Genomic DNA, 15,287 nt, shown 5'->3' on the forward strand with positions numbered 1-15,287 from the left:
CGCTCCCCTCGCCTCGTTAGGCTGCATGGTCGGCGAAGCGATAGCCCACGCCGCGCACCGTCTCGATGCAGCTCGACCGGTCGCCGAGCTTCTGGCGGAGCGTCTGCACGTGCACGTCGACCGTGCGCGAGCCGCCGTCGAAGTCCCAGCCCCACACGCTCTGCAGCAGCGCCTCGCGGCTGAACACCACGCCGGGCTTGCGCATGAGGTATTCCAGCAGGTCGAACTCGCGCAGCGTGAGCTTCACGGGCTTGCCGTCGACCGTGACCTCGCGATGGCTCGGCGAGAGCACGATGCCGGAGTTGGAGAGCACGTCGGAGGTCTTCTTCGTCATGCCGCCGCGGCGCAGCAGCGCACGGCACCGGCTCGTGAGCTCCATGAGGCTGAAGGGCTTGGTGAGGTAGTCGTCTGCGCCGCCGTCGAGCGCGACCACCTTGTCGAGCTCGGTGTCCTTTGCGGTGAGCATCATGATGGGCACGGTCGCGGTCTCCTGGTCCGCGCGGAGGCGGCGGAGGATCTCGAGGCCGTCGGTGTCGGGCAGCATGATGTCGAGGAGCACCGCATCGGGCACGCGGCGCGCCACGGCGGCCTTGAACTCGCTATCGTTCGAGAACCCCTCGGCCTCGATGCCCTGCTGATGCAGCGCATAGAGCGTGAGCCCGCGGATGTTGTCGTCATCCTCCACGTAATAGATCATCGGAAACGTCACCCCAAGAACAGCTGTGACCGTGAGTTTTCTTCATAGTACACGTTATGTACCGCGCTTCATGAGGCAGAAAGCACATTGTAAAGATAGCGTAAGCCGCCTTGAGTCATTGGGGACGGGTTCAATTGACTCGCCGAGTCAAACGAACCCGTCCCCAATGTCTCGGTGAGTCAATTGAACCCGTCCCCAATGACTCCAATGACTCACAGGGTGATGGTGAAGACGGTCTTCTCCGCGGTGGAGGTGCACTCGATCGTGCCGCCGTGCGCGGTGACGATCTCCTTCGCGATGGCGAGTCCCAGACCCGCGCCGCCTCGGTTCGTGGTGCGCGCGGCATCGAGCCGGTAGAACTTCTCGAAGATGAGCTTGAGCTTGGGCTCCGGGATGGGATCGCCGTGGTTCTCGAAGCGGATGACGACCCCCATGTCGTCCCGGCGCTCCGCCGTGATGCGAATCGTCGTGCCCTCGTAGCTGTACGCGATGGCGTTGCGCATCACGTTGTTGAACACGCGCGCCATCTTGTCGCCATCGATGAGCGCCTTGAGCCCCGGCTCGCACTCGATCTCCACGCGCTTGCCCTGCTCGGCGAGGATGGGGTAGAACTCGTCCGCCACCTGCCCGAGCATGAGGCTCAGGTCCACGTAGCCGCGCGTGAGCACCATGCCGTGGAAGTCGAAGCGCGTGATGTCGAAGAACTCCTCGATGAGCGCATCGAGCCGGTGCGCCTTCTCGAGCGCCACGGACGTGAAGCGCGCCCGCTGGTCCGCCGGCAGGTCGGGCGCCTCGTCGAGGAGCGAGAGGTAGCCCACGATGCTCGCGAGCGGCGTCTTGAGGTCATGCGCGAGGTAGGTCACGAGGTCGTCCTTGCGCCGCGCCTCGTTGCGCAGCGCCTGCTCGCCCGCGCGCCGCCGCTGGCGCACGCGGCTGATCGCGCTCTCCGTCTCCAGGTAATCGCCATCGAGCTGGCCCCAATCGTCCGGGTGGTCGATGAGCCGGTCCGTGATGCAGCGCGCGATCGCGTCGTCCGCCTCCCGATGCCCCTGATCGAGCCCGTAATAGTACATCGCGCGCCCCACGAAGAACGCGAGGCACACGGCGAGCGCGAGCAGAAAGCCGCAGAGCGAGAAGAGGTAACCCGCGCCGAATAGGATGGGGAACTGGCTGTTCCCCATGAAAAGGCCGCCCAGGAACAGCACGACGATCCACGCTGCCCCGCCAAGCACGATGCAGCGGCGCACCTCGACGTAGCGATCCGCCACGAGGTAACTCACGAAGAGTATCACGATGATCGCGAACGGCTCGTTAGCACCCAAGAGCATGACGAGCAAGACGAGCATCGTGATCGTGGCGAGCGACTTGCTGACAGTGAGCTTGAGGAGCCGCGAGACGAAGACGTTACCCCCGAACGCCTCGGGCGCAAGCGAATCGGGGGTCTGCGGCGCGCTCTCGGCAGGCCGATCCGGCCGTGCGTCCATGCGCATCCCCTACCCTTCTATCGTGTACCCCACGCCCCAGATGTTCTTGATGAAGCGCGGGTTCTGAGCGTCATCGCCGATTTTCTCACGCAGGTGCCGGATATGCACCATGATCGTGTTGTTCGACCCCGGCATGAACTCCTCGTTCCACACCGCGCGGAACAGGTCTTCCACGGGCACGACGCGGCCGCGGTTCTCGGCGAGGTGCAGCAGGATCGAGTACTCGATGGGCGTGCAGCGCACCTCCTTGCCGTCGACCGTGACGCTGTGCGCGTCGGGGTTGATCTCGAGGCCGTTGATGGAGATGATGCGCGACCCCTGTTCGTCGCGGCTCCCATAGCTCGTGTACCTGCGCAGCTGCGCCTTCACGCGCGCGACGAGCACGAGCGGGCGGAACGGTTTCACCACGTAGTCGTCCGCGCCGAGCGAGAGGCCCTCGATCTTATCGGCCGGCGCATCGCGCGCCGTGAGCATGATGACGGGGTACGTGTGGTCCGCGCGGATGGTGCGCAGCAGCTCGAACCCGTCGATGTCGGGCAGCATGACGTCGAGGATCGCGAGGTCGAACTCCCGGCTCAAGATGAGGCTCGCGGCGTCCGCCCCGGTATAGGCGATCGTCACCTCGTACCCCTCGTTCCGCAAGTAGATTCCCACGAGGTCCGCGATGGTCTTCTCGTCGTCAACGACCAGGATGCGCAGCTTCACCAGCGTATCTCCCTTCCCCATTTGAAGTATTATGCCCGCGCGCGCACCGGTGAAGCGCTCGTTAAGCAAGCCATAAGTTCCTGTATGGTAGAATGCGACCGATGAAAACCCCCTGTTGCCACATTCCCCATCGCAATCGGAGCAAGATCGTGAACCGCACGCAAACCCTGCCGCTCGCGCGGCACATCGCATGCACCCTGTGCGCGCTGCTCATGTGCGCCGGCGCCTGCCTCGCCCCTCCCGTCGCCGCGCACGCCGAGACCCTCGGGACCGACGTCGTCCTGGGGGAGACGGCCGAGGAGCGCGGCCTCGCCGCGAGCGACCTCCCCGACATCACCGCTCCGCACGCGATCGTGGTCGGCGCGGACGGCACCGTCTACTTCGAGCGCGCGGCGGACGACCAGGTGAAGATCGCCTCGCTCACGAAGCTCATGACCGCCATCGTCGCCATCGAGAACGCCGAGCCCACCGACACCATCACGGTCGACCACGCGGCCGCCACCGTAGGGGAATCGAGCGCGAACCTGCGCGAGGGCGACACGATGCCGCTCGAGACGGCGCTCAAGGCGCTGCTCGTCCCCTCGGGCAACGACGCCGCCATGGCCATCGCCTCGAGTGTGGGCGCGCTCATGGATCCCGCGAGCGACGACCCCTACGGCGTCTTCGTCGACGCCATGAACGCGAAGGCTGCCGAGCTGGGACTCGGCGCCGTGTTCGCCAACCCCCACGGCCTCGACTTCGGCGCATGGGAGGCGGACATGCACGCCTCGGCGCGCGACGTGGCCACGATGCTCGCCTACGCCATGCAGAGCGAGACGTTCCGCGCGGCGGACGGCTCGGGCGAGAACTCCATCACGGTGACCGGCGCGGACGGCGCCGAGCGCACCGTGACGTTCGAGGTGTGGAACAAGATCCTCGGGCGGGACGGCAACATCGGCGGCAAGACGGGGACGACGTACATCTCGGGCAAGTGCTTCGCGGGAACGTTCGTGCGCGACGGCGAGGAGGTCTACGTCGTGGTACTCGGCTGCGCGGAGGACGCCGACCGCTTCGCCGACACCCTCGCCCTCGCGAACTGGTACTACGACCACATGAAGACCGTCGAGGTGGTGCAGAGCGAGTACGCCACCATGGACGGCGCGGCGCTTGTGGGGCGCGCGACGGATGCGGCCTGGACCGACAAGACCGTCGACGTGGTCGCCGCCGACCCGGACGCCACCGTGCGCGTGTTCGACCTGGCGGGCGAGCTCTCACTCGATGTCGACCTCGAGGAGTTCTCCGGCGCGGTACGCGCAGGCGATGCCGCGGGGACGCTCACGCTCTCCCAAGGGGATGAGGCCCTGGCCTCCGTGGATTTGGTCGCAGCCGAGGACATCGCCGAGCCGAGCCCGCTCGAATGGCTGCTCGTGCAGTTCGATCGCTTCACGCGCTGGATCACCGGCAAGCCGGGCAGCGCGCCCGCCGAGGTGCTTGCCGAGGCGCCGAGCCTGTCCTAGGGGCGACGTCGTTAGGGGCGACGCCGCCGCGGCGCGCGTGCGGCAAAATGATAAAAACCAGCCTGTCTGGATTTTATCATTTGAGCGAGGCCTCCGTGGCGAACAGACCCTCCACCGGCGCGCCCGCTTCCTCGGGACACACGAAGCACGTGCCCACGCTCGGTGCCGCGCCGTATTTTCCGTGGTAGTCGCTGCCGCCCGTCACGAAGAGGCCGTAGCGTCCGGCGAGCTCGAAGGCGAGCTCCCGGTCGCGCTCCGTGTGGTCGGGGTGGTACGCCTCGATGCCCAGAAGACCCGCGCCCACAAGATCCGAGACGAGCGTCCAGGAATCGGTCTGCCCCGGATGCGCGAGCACGGGGACGCCGCCCTGCTCGCGGATGGCGCGCACCGCGTCGATGGCGGGCGGGTAGGGGATGTCGCGGTTCGCCGGGCTCTCCCCCTTGAACCAGCAGGCGTAGCAGAACTGGTAATCGGGGTCGGTGTAGGGGCGATGCGTAAGCGTCTCCATGACGTGCTGCTTGTACACGCCGGTGCTCTCCCCCGCCGTGGCCACGAGCTCATCGAGCGAAAGGTGCTTGCCCGAGAACTCGATGCCCTGGCGCTGGAGCACCCACGCCTGCCAGAGCGTGTTCGCCGTCCGAGCCGTGAGCGTGGGCGCGACGAGCCGCTCTACCGGTCCCGACCCGTCCTCGGTCGCGCTCAGGCCGAAGCCCAGAATGTGCACCTTGCGCCCCGTCGCCATGTCGCGCGCGGAAACCTCGACGCCCGCGAGCACGGGGAAGCTCAGCTCGTGCGCCCGCTCGCGCACGTACGAGAGGCGCGCGAGCGAATCGTGGTCGGTTATGGCGATGCGCGTGATGCCGGCGGCGCGCGCCTCGGCGATGAGCTCGTCGACCGTGCGCGAGCCGTCCGAGAAGACGGAATGCATGTGCAGGTCCCACGAGCCGACCACCGAGCGGCCGCTCACGGGATGCGGCGCCTCGTAGCGCGGCGACAAGCGCTTGACCGCCTGCTGCGCGGTGCGCACGGCGCTGCGCGCGGCGGTATCCGTCGCCTCGGCCGTGGTCTGCCGCACCAGGTCGCGGAGCGCCCGGTCGGTCGCCTTGCGAATGGCGCGCCCGGCCTTCGCCTGCTCGGCGGCTTCCTTCTTCAAGGCGCGCTTCTCGGCCTTCCGCGCGGCCTTGGCCTTCGCCTTGCCGGCCTTATCCGCCTTGGCGTCCTTGCCCGGTTGAGCACCCTTCGCAGCCTTCGCGGCCTTGTCCGCCTTCGTCGTCTTCGCCGCCCGGTCCGCCTTGCCGCTCAGTCCCGCGCGCTTCTTCTCATCCGATTTCGACATGCTGCCCCCTCGCCGACGACCCCTGCTTCGTGAGATGCTTATACCCGCTCCACGCGACATCGCGCCCCGCGGCGGCCCGGCGGGCGCTCGATGCGCCTCACCCGGCGAACAGGGCGGTGGCGTTTTCCCACGCGGCGCGCATGATGTCGGCGGGATCCTCGCCCGTGCGCTCGCTGCGATCCTGCGCGAGGGCGGTGGCGGTGAACGCGATGAGCGCCGGCTCGCACTCGATGCCGCGCAGGGGCTCGGGCGCCATGTAGGGGCAATCGGTCTCGAAGAGGATGCGGTCGAGCGGGCACGCCGCGAAGGCCTCGCGGATGTCGGCGTTGCGCTTGAACGTCGCGGCTCCCCCGAACGCGATGTGGCAGCCGAGCTCCACGAAGCGCTCCATGGTGGCGCGATCCTCGGTGAAGCAGTGGAGCACGCAGCCCGCCGCGGGGATGCCCACCTCGCTCAGGACGCGGTACGCATCCGCGTGCGCCGCGCGCGCCTCGTCGGCGCCGTCGTTGCGCACGTGCAGCTCGACGGGCACGTTGCGCGAACAGGCGAGCGCGAGCTGCTGCTCGAAGCAGGCGATCTGCACGTCGTGCGGGGCGGCCTCGATGTTGTCGTCCGCATCGAAGTGGTAGTCGAGGCCGATCTCGCCCACGCCCGCGCAACGGGGGTCGGCGAGCGCCTGCTCGACCACGGAAAGCGCCCCGTCCGAGAAGACGGGCGCGCCGTAGGGGTGGACGCCCGCGAGATACGACACGTCGGGCAGCCCGCGCGCCGGCATGCCGGCCTCGGCCGCCTGCGCCGTGGCGCGCGCCCGCCATTCCGCGAGCCTATGGCGGAACTCCTCGAGCGGCATCTCGTCCGCGATGGGGTCGAAGAGCGTCACGAGGCGGCGGACGCCCGCGCGACCGGCGCGCACGAGCACCTCGGCCGGATCCTTCGACCAGAAGCACGTGAGGTGGCCGTGCGTGTCGAAGAGCGGCGCGGGCGCGGCGGGCACCGCGTACGCCTTGTCACCGCGCTTCGTGTGCTTGACGAACGCGAGCGGCTCCTGCGGCTCCTGTGGCTCCCGCCGCTCCGGCTTCTCCTGCTGCTCCGCACTCATCGGGCGCCCTCCTCAGCCCCGGCGAGCGCAACGGCAAGGCGCACGAAGTCCTCGACCGAGAGCGTCTCAGCGCGCGCGGTGGGTGCGATGCCCGTCTCCTCGAAAGCGGCGTCGAGCGCCTGCTTGGCGAAGCCGTTCGCGCTCATGGAGTTGCGGATGGTCTTGCGGCGCTGGGCGAACGCGGCGTCCACGACGCGCGCCACCTCCGCGGGATCGATGTCGCTCCCGCCGGCCGCCGCGGCCGCGTAGGGCGCCTCGCCCGGCGCATAGCGGTCGAGCCGCACCACGGCGGAGTCCACGTGCGGGGCGGGCATGAAGCAGCGCGGCGGCACCTCGAAGCGCCCCGTCACCCGCGCCCGCAGGGCGAGCTTCACGGTGTAGGCGCCGTAATCCTTCGAGCCCGGCTGCGCGGCGATGCGGTCGGCGACCTCCTTCTGTACCATCACGACGGCGCGCTCGAGGGCGGGCATGCGCTCGAAGAAGTCGAGGATGATGGTCGCCGCCACGTTATAGGGCAGGTTCGAGATGAGGTGCGTGGGCGCGCCTCCCGCCGCCTCCTCGATGCGCTCGACCGGCACGCGCAGGGCGTCACCCATGATATAGGTGAAGTTCGCGTGGTCCGCGGCATGCGCGAAGAGCACGGGCTCGAGCGCGGAGTCCATCTCGATGGACACGACGCCCGCCGCCTCCTGCACGAGCGCGAGCGTGAGCGTGCCGATGCCCGGCCCCACCTCGAGCACGCGCTCCGCGCCCGTGAGCTCCGCAAGCTCGCAGATGCGCTCGATCACATGGTTGTCGATGAGGAAGTTCTGGCCGAAGCGGTGCTTGGTGGCCAGGCCGAACTCGTCGAGCAGCTCGCGCGTGGCGGTGAGGTTGGCAAGCGGGGACGTGGTCACGGTCTTCTCCCGATGGTAGGAACGGCCCCGCCGCGACGCGATGGAGCCGTCAGGTCACAACATATGGGCGCTTCAGGAAACCTTGCAGCGGGCGCCTAATCCACCAGGCGCGGGAAGAGCGGCTCGCCCTTCTCGACCGGCGCGCCGCCCGCGAGGCCGCCCCAGGCGCAGGCGGCGGCGAGGTCGGCCGTCGGCGCGGGGTCGAGCGAGAGGCGGCGGCGCACCTCGGCGGAGATGCGCGGCATGAACGGGTCGTAGAGCTCACTCGCGATGCGGATGACCTCGAGCAGGTTCCAGATCACGCTCGCGAGCTCGTCCGCCTTCTCGGGATCCTTCGCGAGCGCCCACGGCGCCATGTCCTCGATGTAGTGGTTCGCGGCGGAGACGATCTTGAGCACCTCGGCCGTCGCGCCGCTGTAATCCATGACCTCCATGCATGCGGCGTAGCGCTCGAAGACGCCGTCGCAGGCGTCGCGCAGCGGGCTCGGCTCGTCAAAGTTCGCGGGGCGCACGGGCGCGCACCCGTCGAAGTACTTCATGCTCATGTTGAGCGTGCGGGAGACGAGGTTGCCCCAGCTATTGGCCAGGTCGGCGTTGTAGACCTGGCGCATGCGGCCCCAGCTGATGGGCGAGTCCGCGCCGTGCGTCACGTCGCTCATGAAGTAGTAGCGATACGCCTCGACGCCCAGAAGATCGATGACCTCCTCCGGCGCGATGGCGTTGCCGCGGCTCTTGCTCATCTTCTCGACCTTGCCGGTCTCCTCGTTGCGCACGGTGAGGAAGCCGTGGACGAAGACCTTCTCCGGCAGGGGCAGGCCCGCGGCCATGAGGAGCGCCGGCCAGATGACGCAGTGGAAGCGGATGATGTCCTTGCCCACAACGTGGCATTGCGCCGGCCAGCGGTACGCGAGGGTCTCAGCCGCCTCCGCGCCCTCCGCGCCGTACCCCACGGCGGAGAGGTAGTTGATGAGCGCGTCGACCCACACGTAGGCCACGTGCTTCTCGTCGAACGGGAACGGCACGCCCCAGTCGAACGTGGAGCGGCTGATGGAGAGGTCCTTGAGGCCGCCCTTCACGAAGGAGATCACCTCGTTGCGCCGCGTCTCGGGCTGGATGAAGTCCGGGTGCGCCTCGTAGAAGTCGAGCAGCGGCTGCTCGAAGGCGGAGAGCTTGAAGAACCAGCTCTCCTCCTGGATGCGCTCGAGCGGGCGGTCGCAATCCGGGCAGAGCGGGTGCTCCGGGTCGGCCGGGGTCTCGCCGGCGGCGACGCGCTCCTCCTCGTGGTGGCGCACCTGCGTCTCGGTGAAGTACGTCTCGTCCGGGCGGCAGTACCAGCCGTCGTAGGCATCCTTGTAGATGTAGCCACGGTCGAGGAGCGCCTTCAGGAACTTCTGGACGCCCGCGATGTGACGCGGCTGCGTGGTGCGGATGAAGTCGTCGTTGGAGATCTCGAGCGTCTCCCACAGGTCGCGGAAGGCGGGTTCCATGGAGTCGCACCACGCCTGCGGGGTATCGAAGCCGTTCTTCTCGGCCGCCTCGGCCACCTTCTCGCCGTGCTCGTCCATGCCGGTGAGGAACTTGACGTCGTAGCCGCAGGCACGGCGGAAGCGCGCCTGGACGTCGGCGAGGATCGTGCAGTACGCCGTGCCCAGGTGCGGTTTGGCGTTCACGTAGTAGATGGGGGTCGTGATGTAATACGAGGGCTTCGTGTGCTCCATGCTGGGAATCTCCTTGCGTGGTCGTGGCATCTAGGGTGATAGTTTACCGCATGGCGCGGGGGTTCGTCGCGCGCGGGGCGCAGCGCGTCGCAACCCAAAATGATAAAAAGCAGACAGGCTGGTTTTTATCATTTAGCAAGCCGGGTTTTTATCATGCTCACCTCAAGAGCCCTGCACCTCGAGGACGAGGGCGTAGACCTCGCGGCGACGGCGGGAATAGCGCTGGGAGAGGCGCTTCGCGATGGCGGAGGCGGGCTCGCCAGCAGCAAGGGCATCCGCGATGTCGCGGCGCAGGGCGGCATCGGCATCCGCAGCCTCACCTGGTGTCCCCACGGCTGCCGCAGCGGGCGCGCCGGCCGCAAGCGCCACGAGCTCGTCCGCGGCGGGCGGCGCCACCACGAGCACGATCTCGCCCTTCACCTGGTCGCGCGCAGCGACATCGGCGAAGAGCTCGGGTGCGGGCAGGCGGAGCACCTCCTCGTGGAGCTTCGTGAGCTCGCGGCAGAGCGCGGCCTCGCGTGCGGGGAACACGGTGGCGACGATCTCGAGCGTCGCGGCGATGCGATGCGGGGATTCGTAGAAGATGAGCGCGCCGGGCACCGCGGCGAGCTGCCGCAGCCGCCGCTCGCGCTCGCCCGCCCGGCGCGGCAGGAAGCCCTCGAAGAAGAAGTGGTCGCAGGGGATGCCCGATGCCACGAGCGCGGTCGCGCAGGCCACGGGGCCGGGCACGACCTCCACGGCGGCCCCCGCCGCGCGCGCGGCCTCCACGAGCACCTGCCCGGGGTCGGAGATGCCCGGCATGCCGGCGTCCGACGCGTACGCGAGCACCTCGCCCGCCTGCATGCGCTCGACCAGTCCCGCCGCGCGCGCGGCGATCACGTTCTCATCGCAGCGCACGAGCGGCTTCTCGACGCCAATGTGCGCGAGCAGCTTCCCGGTGACGCGCGTGTCCTCGCAGCACACGGCATCGGCGCGACGGAACGCCTCCGCCGCTCGCGGGCTCAGATCTCCCAGGTTCCCGATGGGCGTGCCCACCACGATGAGCCCGCCCTGCTCCATAGCGCTCGCCACGGCTTCCCCGCTAATCGAGCATGCCGCGCTCGAGCGTGCCGAGCGCGACGCGCGCGTCCCACGCCGCGATGCGCTTCTCGGTCTTCCACGTTTGGAAGAACCAGCCGCGCGCCTTCGCGAACGAGGCCATCTGGCTCGCGATGAACACGCGCTCGAACGCGGCGCGCCCCTCCGGCGTGATCGACGTGTTGGTGAAGACCGCGGCACCCGACCATTCGCCCACGATCGCCGGGAAGCCGGAGGCATGCGCCTCGTCGATGAGCCGGCGGTTGCGCGCGATGGCATGGGAGAGGCCGCTCGGCGTGGTGATGTCGAGCGCCATATCGTCGCGATAGTGGTAGAGATGGATGTCCATGCAGACGTTGCGGTACTTGCCGCCGCTCATGAAGCGCTTCCACGCCTTGGGATGGCCGGAGGCGGAGAACACGACCATCTTGGTCTCGGGCATGTGCAGGCGCACGATCTCGTAGGCGTCGCGATAGAAGTTGCGCAGATAGTGGCTCGGGATGCCGTTCGAGGTGCGGAAGAGCCCGGTGCGCACGCTCATGATGGGCGTATCGAGCAGCTCGATGCCGATGAGCTCGGCGCGCATGCCGTACCGGGTCGCCAGCTGGTCGAGGACGGAGAGCGCGATGTGCCGGCCGTTCGTCGAGGAGTGCCAGTCGGCGGTGGACTCCGGCGTGCTGCGCGAGTTGTTCGAATCGCCCTGGCCGCCGGGAACCGTCGCGAGGTCGAGCAGGACGCGCATGTCGTATTTCCGCGCCCACTCGAACGCGCGGTCGATGTAGTCGACGGCGGGGATGTACACCTCGGACTCGCCTTGGGAACCGAAGGTGTACCACGGCACGGGCAGGCGAACGGCGTTGAGCCCGATCGCCGCCATGCGCCGGAAATCGTTCTCGGTGATGAACGTCTCGTAGTGCTGGCGGATGCGCTCGTTGTACGCGACGGAGCCCATGGCGGTCTGGAGCTCCACCTCGTTGGTAGCGCCGGTTGCAGCGAACAGCGAAGGCGTTACCCATGGCTCGGGGATGAACCAGCCCGACAGGTTGACACCGCGGATCCTTTCCATCATGTCCTCTTTTCCGCCCTGGAGACGCGCTCCCGCATGGCTTCGTCGCTCGCGTTGACCTTTGAGTATACCGTCTCGTTCCCACTTTATCGGATATTCGGGCTTTTTGCCTTGACGGGCACGTTCAATTTGGTATAGTTATCAAGCTGTTAAACACAGCCTTGGTCAGATAGCTCAGTTGGTAGAGCAGAGGACTGAAAATCCTCGTGTCGGGGGTTCGACTCCCTCTCTGACCACCATCGCATTCGCAGATAGGCGGCCTTCGTGGTCGCCTATTTTTTTGACTGTCCCGGGCGGAGCCGCCGCCCTAAGGTATCGAGAACCGCTCAAGCACCGATGCCGCGCCGCGGCATGCGAGCATGCGCCATGGCTCCACGGCCCGGCACACCGCGAGCACCTCCCCCGTCTTGGAGAGGAATGCGATGTCGAGCGCGCGGTGCATGAAGCACGTGTGCACCGCATGGCAGCGGGGAAATCCCATCACCACCTCCCCAGGGGCGCCGGCCGCCCCATACGAGCGGGGGATCATCCCGGCGAGCCGGGCAAGCGGCGCCTCGGCAACCACGAGGCACGCAGGCTCCCAGCCCAGCATCCGCAGGGCGCGCCTGAACCCATACGGGTCGAGCGCGCACCGCGCCACCTTTCCCTCATCCATGCCGAACCCCCTCATCTCACATCACGACCCCCGGCCGCCATGGATCGACGACGACCTCGCGGACGTGCTCGAGCGCGACCGGCGCGCCCATGTCGACGCCGGCGATGGAAAGCCTGCTCGGCCATGGCTCAAACCGCATGACGCAGCGATACGTCCGCTGGCCGCCGACGAGCGAGAAGACCGAGCCGCCGCCGTCCCCGTCCTCGAGGCACGTCACCTCGATATCGACGTCGTACGACCCCATCGCGTCGGCAAGTGCGCCTGCCACATCATCCGAGACCGCCGACGCTGCATCGCCGAACCCACTGGGGGCGACGGCGTGGGCGAGCACGATGTCGGGGGCGACGCGGTCGAAGCGCGCGGACGCCGCAAGGAAGACCATGACGTTGTAGGTGATGAGCGCGAGCACGATAAGCACCGGCACCACGACCGCCATCTCGACCGTCGCCTGCGCCCGCTCCTCGAGCAGGCGGCTGCCGAGCGCACGCGCGCGGCGCGACCATCTGCCTGAACCCTCGCCCGCCATGCTCATCCACCTCCCCCGACGATGCCCACCACATCCCCCACGCGCACCGTGAGCGGGATCGTGACCCCTCCCGGCAAGGGAATCTCCGCGATGGTGATGGTCGTATCGAGCAGGCGCTCGCCCACGTCGTATTCGAGCGCCTCGAGGAGCGCCGCCGGATCCGTGCTGCCCACGGGCAGCGACCGCAGCAGCTCCTGTGCATCGGAGAGCCCGGGAACATCGGCATGGGCGAGCACGTTGGCACTATCGGTTAGCACGGGCTTCATCGAGCTCAGGTCGACGGGCTCGAACCCCAGGGCGCTCACCGCGCCGTCGATGCGATTCCCCATCCAGGTCGCGAGCGGGCCCAGGCCGAGCATCGAAAGCCCTCCGAGCAGGTCGTCCATGAGTTGCGAGAGCCCCTCGGCCACATCGCCGTACGCGATGAGCAGCTTTCCCCACAGCCCCATCACGTCGTCGATGAGCCCCACGGCACCGCCCCCGCCCGTCCGCGATGAGAGCGACGAGAAGAACGAGGCGAGGACGTTGCTCTCATCGGTCGCCTCGTCGGGCGCGAGCACCGCCGCGGAGATGGCGCCGCGCATCTCGCCCTCCGGCTGGGCGGCGAAGGAGGTCGAGAGTTCCTCGGGCGCTTCCGTCGCGTTTGAGACCACCACCGCGACCACGCCGTATCTCCCCGGCGGCGCGATATGCGGCCGGTGGGCGGCAAGCGTCTCGAGCGCCGCATCGAAGGCATCGGCCGCGTCTTCGCTCGCGCCGCGTGCTTCGCGCTCGAGTTCGATCTCCCGCCCGCGGCACGCGGCGTAGTCCTCGAGCGCGAGCGTGAACTCCCGGAGGTGGCATTCGTATCCGTTGTCGATGGATGTGGAGGCAGCGGGAACCCTGCCCACGTCGCCGATGCCGAACGCGCAGGTCGGGCACTCCTTGATGCGCCCTGCCTCTGCGTCCGCGAGCGACCCCATGCCGGCAGACGCCCCGGTCGCGCCCGGGCATTCCAGGGAGTAGTGAAGCGTCCTTCCCCTCGATTCCTGGGTCGTCGGCCACTCGGCATCGGTATAGAGCGTCGTGTTCCGCGCCTCATCGGTGTTCTTCGGAAGCAGCGGGACCGAGATGGTCACGCCGGTTTCTGTCTCGATCACCGCCGCCGTGGCGAACTGCTCGGACGCATATGCGTAGAACGCCTTGCGGGCAGCGGAATCCGCCGCCGCCTCGACGCCGCTCCCCTCGGGAGCCTCATGCGCGTAGCGCCACGCGTAGTACGCGCGCGTGCGGTCGAGCGCGACGTTCGGATCCCAGGTCAAGCTCGAGGCGTAATCGGGGTTTTCGGCCGCCGAGATGCCGGACAGGCTGCCCGCGCGCTCCTGCATGTTGCGACCATCCCTTCCGCAGTCGGCGAGCCAGGCCGCCTCCTTCGCGCGCGCGGTCTCCTCCTGCGCCTCGGTGAGCTCGTCTGCCGCCACCTCGAGCTCGCCCGAGGTCGCCTCGAGTTCATCGGTCGCGACCTCGTTGCCCTCGAGCGCAGGGAACTCCGAGGCGGAAGCGGTGGGGACAGCGAGCGCCGTCCCTGTGTATGTGGTCGCCTCACCCGACTGCGCGGAGCACGTGCGCGTTCCGTTCGCCGCCACGAGAAACGGCAGGGACGATTCGAGCGTCTGCAGGCCGCGCGAGGCGGATGCCGCGAAGTCGTTCCGCGCATCGAGCATGCGAATCCCCGCGTCGATCGTCTGCGGCGCGAGCGCGTTGGCCCCGGGGATGAGGAGGCCAACGAGGCCGACGCCCGTCACGCAGATCCCCGCCAGCCCCATGCTGAGCACCGCGGCGTCGAGCACCGTTGCCGTCGTATGGTACGACGAGACCACGTTCGCGCCCGCGAGCGCCGTCGCGTCGGCGCTCACCTGGACATCTCCTGAACGCGACATGCTCCAGATGCCGCTCGCGACCGCGAACAGCAGCGACAGCGTCACGAGGATCGACACGGCGGCCGCCAGGCTCGTGTACGCCCCCTCCTCGATGAACAGGTCAATCCCACCGCGCAATCCATGCCTCGTAGTCCCCCTCGAGCCATTCCGGTCTGCCTGCATAGCTCACCTCCACGCGCATCTCGACATCCCCCCATCCGTTCGTCTCCCCCAGCGCGCCCGCGAACGCCCCGAGGACGGGCAGCGGGGTGACCGCGCCCGAAATCGCCACGCTCACCCGCCCCTCGCCCGCATCGGATGCGCTCAGCTCGATGTCCCACGCCTGCGAACCTCCCGCGTGGAAGATCGAGAGGTCGGGGACGGCCGCGAGGCGCCGCAGCGCGAACGCTTCGCAGCCATCCTGCGTCTCGTCGCCCGCGGTGATCATGAGCCGCGCCGTCTCGCTCGCCGCCGCCTCCATCACCGAGCGCGTGTGCAGCATGCACAGCGGCTGCAAGGCGAGCAGGAGCACCGTGAGGAACGCCGGGAGCAGCAGGGCGGCCTCGACCGTCGCCTGCGCCCGGTCCTCGCGCGCGAGCGCACCCATCATTCGCGTCATATCCCGCACCCCCCT

General features: G+C 68.4%; 14 protein-coding genes and 1 tRNA gene. 2 read left to right on the forward strand and 13 right to left on the reverse strand.

Annotation, left to right across the window (positions count from 1 at the left end; genetic code table 11):
• Positions 1-16: 16 nt before the first annotated feature.
• The 3 genes from B5G02_RS07910 to B5G02_RS07920 all read right to left on the reverse strand — a co-directional run bounded on the left by B5G02_RS07910 (position 17) and on the right by B5G02_RS07920 (position 2,886).
• Positions 17-697, reverse strand: a complete 681-nt coding sequence (locus tag B5G02_RS07910; protein ID WP_094335853.1) for a response regulator transcription factor — start codon at positions 695-697, stop codon at positions 17-19.
• Positions 698-909: 212 nt separating this feature from the next.
• A complete protein-coding gene (locus B5G02_RS07915; protein ID WP_342631708.1) occupies positions 910-2,181 on the reverse strand; it encodes a HAMP domain-containing sensor histidine kinase in 1,272 nt (423 codons plus the stop codon).
• Positions 2,182-2,190: 9 nt separating this feature from the next.
• Complete coding sequence (locus tag B5G02_RS07920; RefSeq protein ID WP_094335831.1) at positions 2,191-2,886, reverse strand: response regulator transcription factor; 696 nt, start codon at positions 2,884-2,886, stop codon at positions 2,191-2,193.
• 149 nt (positions 2,887-3,035) lie between these two features.
• Between B5G02_RS07920 and B5G02_RS07925 the strand changes: the two genes are divergently transcribed.
• The gene (locus tag B5G02_RS07925) at positions 3,036-4,382 is read left to right on the forward strand and encodes a D-alanyl-D-alanine carboxypeptidase family protein (RefSeq protein ID WP_094335832.1); all 1,347 of its coding nucleotides are present in this window, start codon (positions 3,036-3,038) and stop codon (positions 4,380-4,382) included.
• 76 nt (positions 4,383-4,458) lie between these two features.
• Here the strand turns inward: B5G02_RS07925 and B5G02_RS07930 are convergent, their stop codons facing one another.
• From B5G02_RS07930 to B5G02_RS07955, 6 genes are all read right to left on the reverse strand, one after another.
• Positions 4,459-5,718: a PHP domain-containing protein gene (locus B5G02_RS07930; protein WP_094335833.1), complete on the reverse strand. Its 1,260-nt coding sequence runs from the start codon at positions 5,716-5,718 to the stop codon at positions 4,459-4,461.
• 97 nt (positions 5,719-5,815) lie between these two features.
• Complete coding sequence (locus B5G02_RS07935) at positions 5,816-6,817, reverse strand: TatD family hydrolase (RefSeq protein WP_094335834.1); 1,002 nt, start codon at positions 6,815-6,817, stop codon at positions 5,816-5,818.
• Positions 6,814-7,713: a 16S rRNA (adenine(1518)-N(6)/adenine(1519)-N(6))-dimethyltransferase RsmA gene (gene rsmA / locus B5G02_RS07940; protein WP_094335835.1), complete on the reverse strand. Its 900-nt coding sequence runs from the start codon at positions 7,711-7,713 to the stop codon at positions 6,814-6,816. The genes B5G02_RS07935 and rsmA overlap by 4 nt, the downstream gene beginning before the upstream one ends.
• Positions 7,714-7,808: 95 nt before the next feature.
• Positions 7,809-9,431 carry a methionine--tRNA ligase gene (gene metG / locus B5G02_RS07945; RefSeq protein ID WP_094335836.1) on the reverse strand — a complete coding sequence of 541 codons (1,623 nt, stop codon included), beginning with the start codon at positions 9,429-9,431 and terminating at the stop codon, positions 7,809-7,811.
• 162 nt (positions 9,432-9,593) lie between these two features.
• Positions 9,594-10,502, reverse strand: coding sequence for a 16S rRNA (cytidine(1402)-2'-O)-methyltransferase (rsmI, locus tag B5G02_RS07950; protein ID WP_094335837.1), 909 nt, complete (start codon positions 10,500-10,502; stop codon positions 9,594-9,596).
• 10 nt (positions 10,503-10,512) lie between these two features.
• The gene (locus B5G02_RS07955; RefSeq protein ID WP_094335838.1) at positions 10,513-11,574 is read right to left on the reverse strand and encodes a glycoside hydrolase family 5 protein; all 1,062 of its coding nucleotides are present in this window, start codon (positions 11,572-11,574) and stop codon (positions 10,513-10,515) included.
• Between the two features lie 163 nt (positions 11,575-11,737).
• Here B5G02_RS07955 and B5G02_RS07960 point away from each other — a divergent pair.
• Positions 11,738-11,813: transfer RNA gene (locus B5G02_RS07960), tRNA-Phe, on the forward strand.
• A 68-nt stretch (positions 11,814-11,881) separates the two neighbouring features.
• Here B5G02_RS07960 and B5G02_RS07965 read toward each other — a convergent pair.
• From B5G02_RS07965 to B5G02_RS07980, 4 genes are read right to left on the reverse strand one after another with little or no spacing between them, the layout of a single operon-like run.
• A complete protein-coding gene (locus tag B5G02_RS07965; protein ID WP_019239370.1) occupies positions 11,882-12,229 on the reverse strand; it encodes a DUF192 domain-containing protein in 348 nt (115 codons plus the stop codon).
• Between the two features lie 16 nt (positions 12,230-12,245).
• Positions 12,246-12,755, reverse strand: coding sequence for a TadE/TadG family type IV pilus assembly protein (locus tag B5G02_RS07970; protein WP_019239371.1), 510 nt, complete (start codon positions 12,753-12,755; stop codon positions 12,246-12,248).
• A 2-nt stretch (positions 12,756-12,757) separates the two neighbouring features.
• Complete coding sequence (locus B5G02_RS07975; RefSeq protein WP_094335839.1) at positions 12,758-14,791, reverse strand: hypothetical protein; 2,034 nt, start codon at positions 14,789-14,791, stop codon at positions 12,758-12,760.
• A complete protein-coding gene (locus B5G02_RS07980; RefSeq protein ID WP_232385517.1) occupies positions 14,775-15,272 on the reverse strand; it encodes a TadE/TadG family type IV pilus assembly protein in 498 nt (165 codons plus the stop codon). The genes B5G02_RS07975 and B5G02_RS07980 overlap by 17 nt, the downstream gene beginning before the upstream one ends.
• Positions 15,273-15,287 lie beyond the last annotated feature (15 nt).

Source organism: [Collinsella] massiliensis (assembly GCF_002161605.1).
In the GTDB taxonomy this organism is placed as follows: Bacteria; Actinomycetota; Coriobacteriia; order Coriobacteriales; family Coriobacteriaceae; genus Enorma.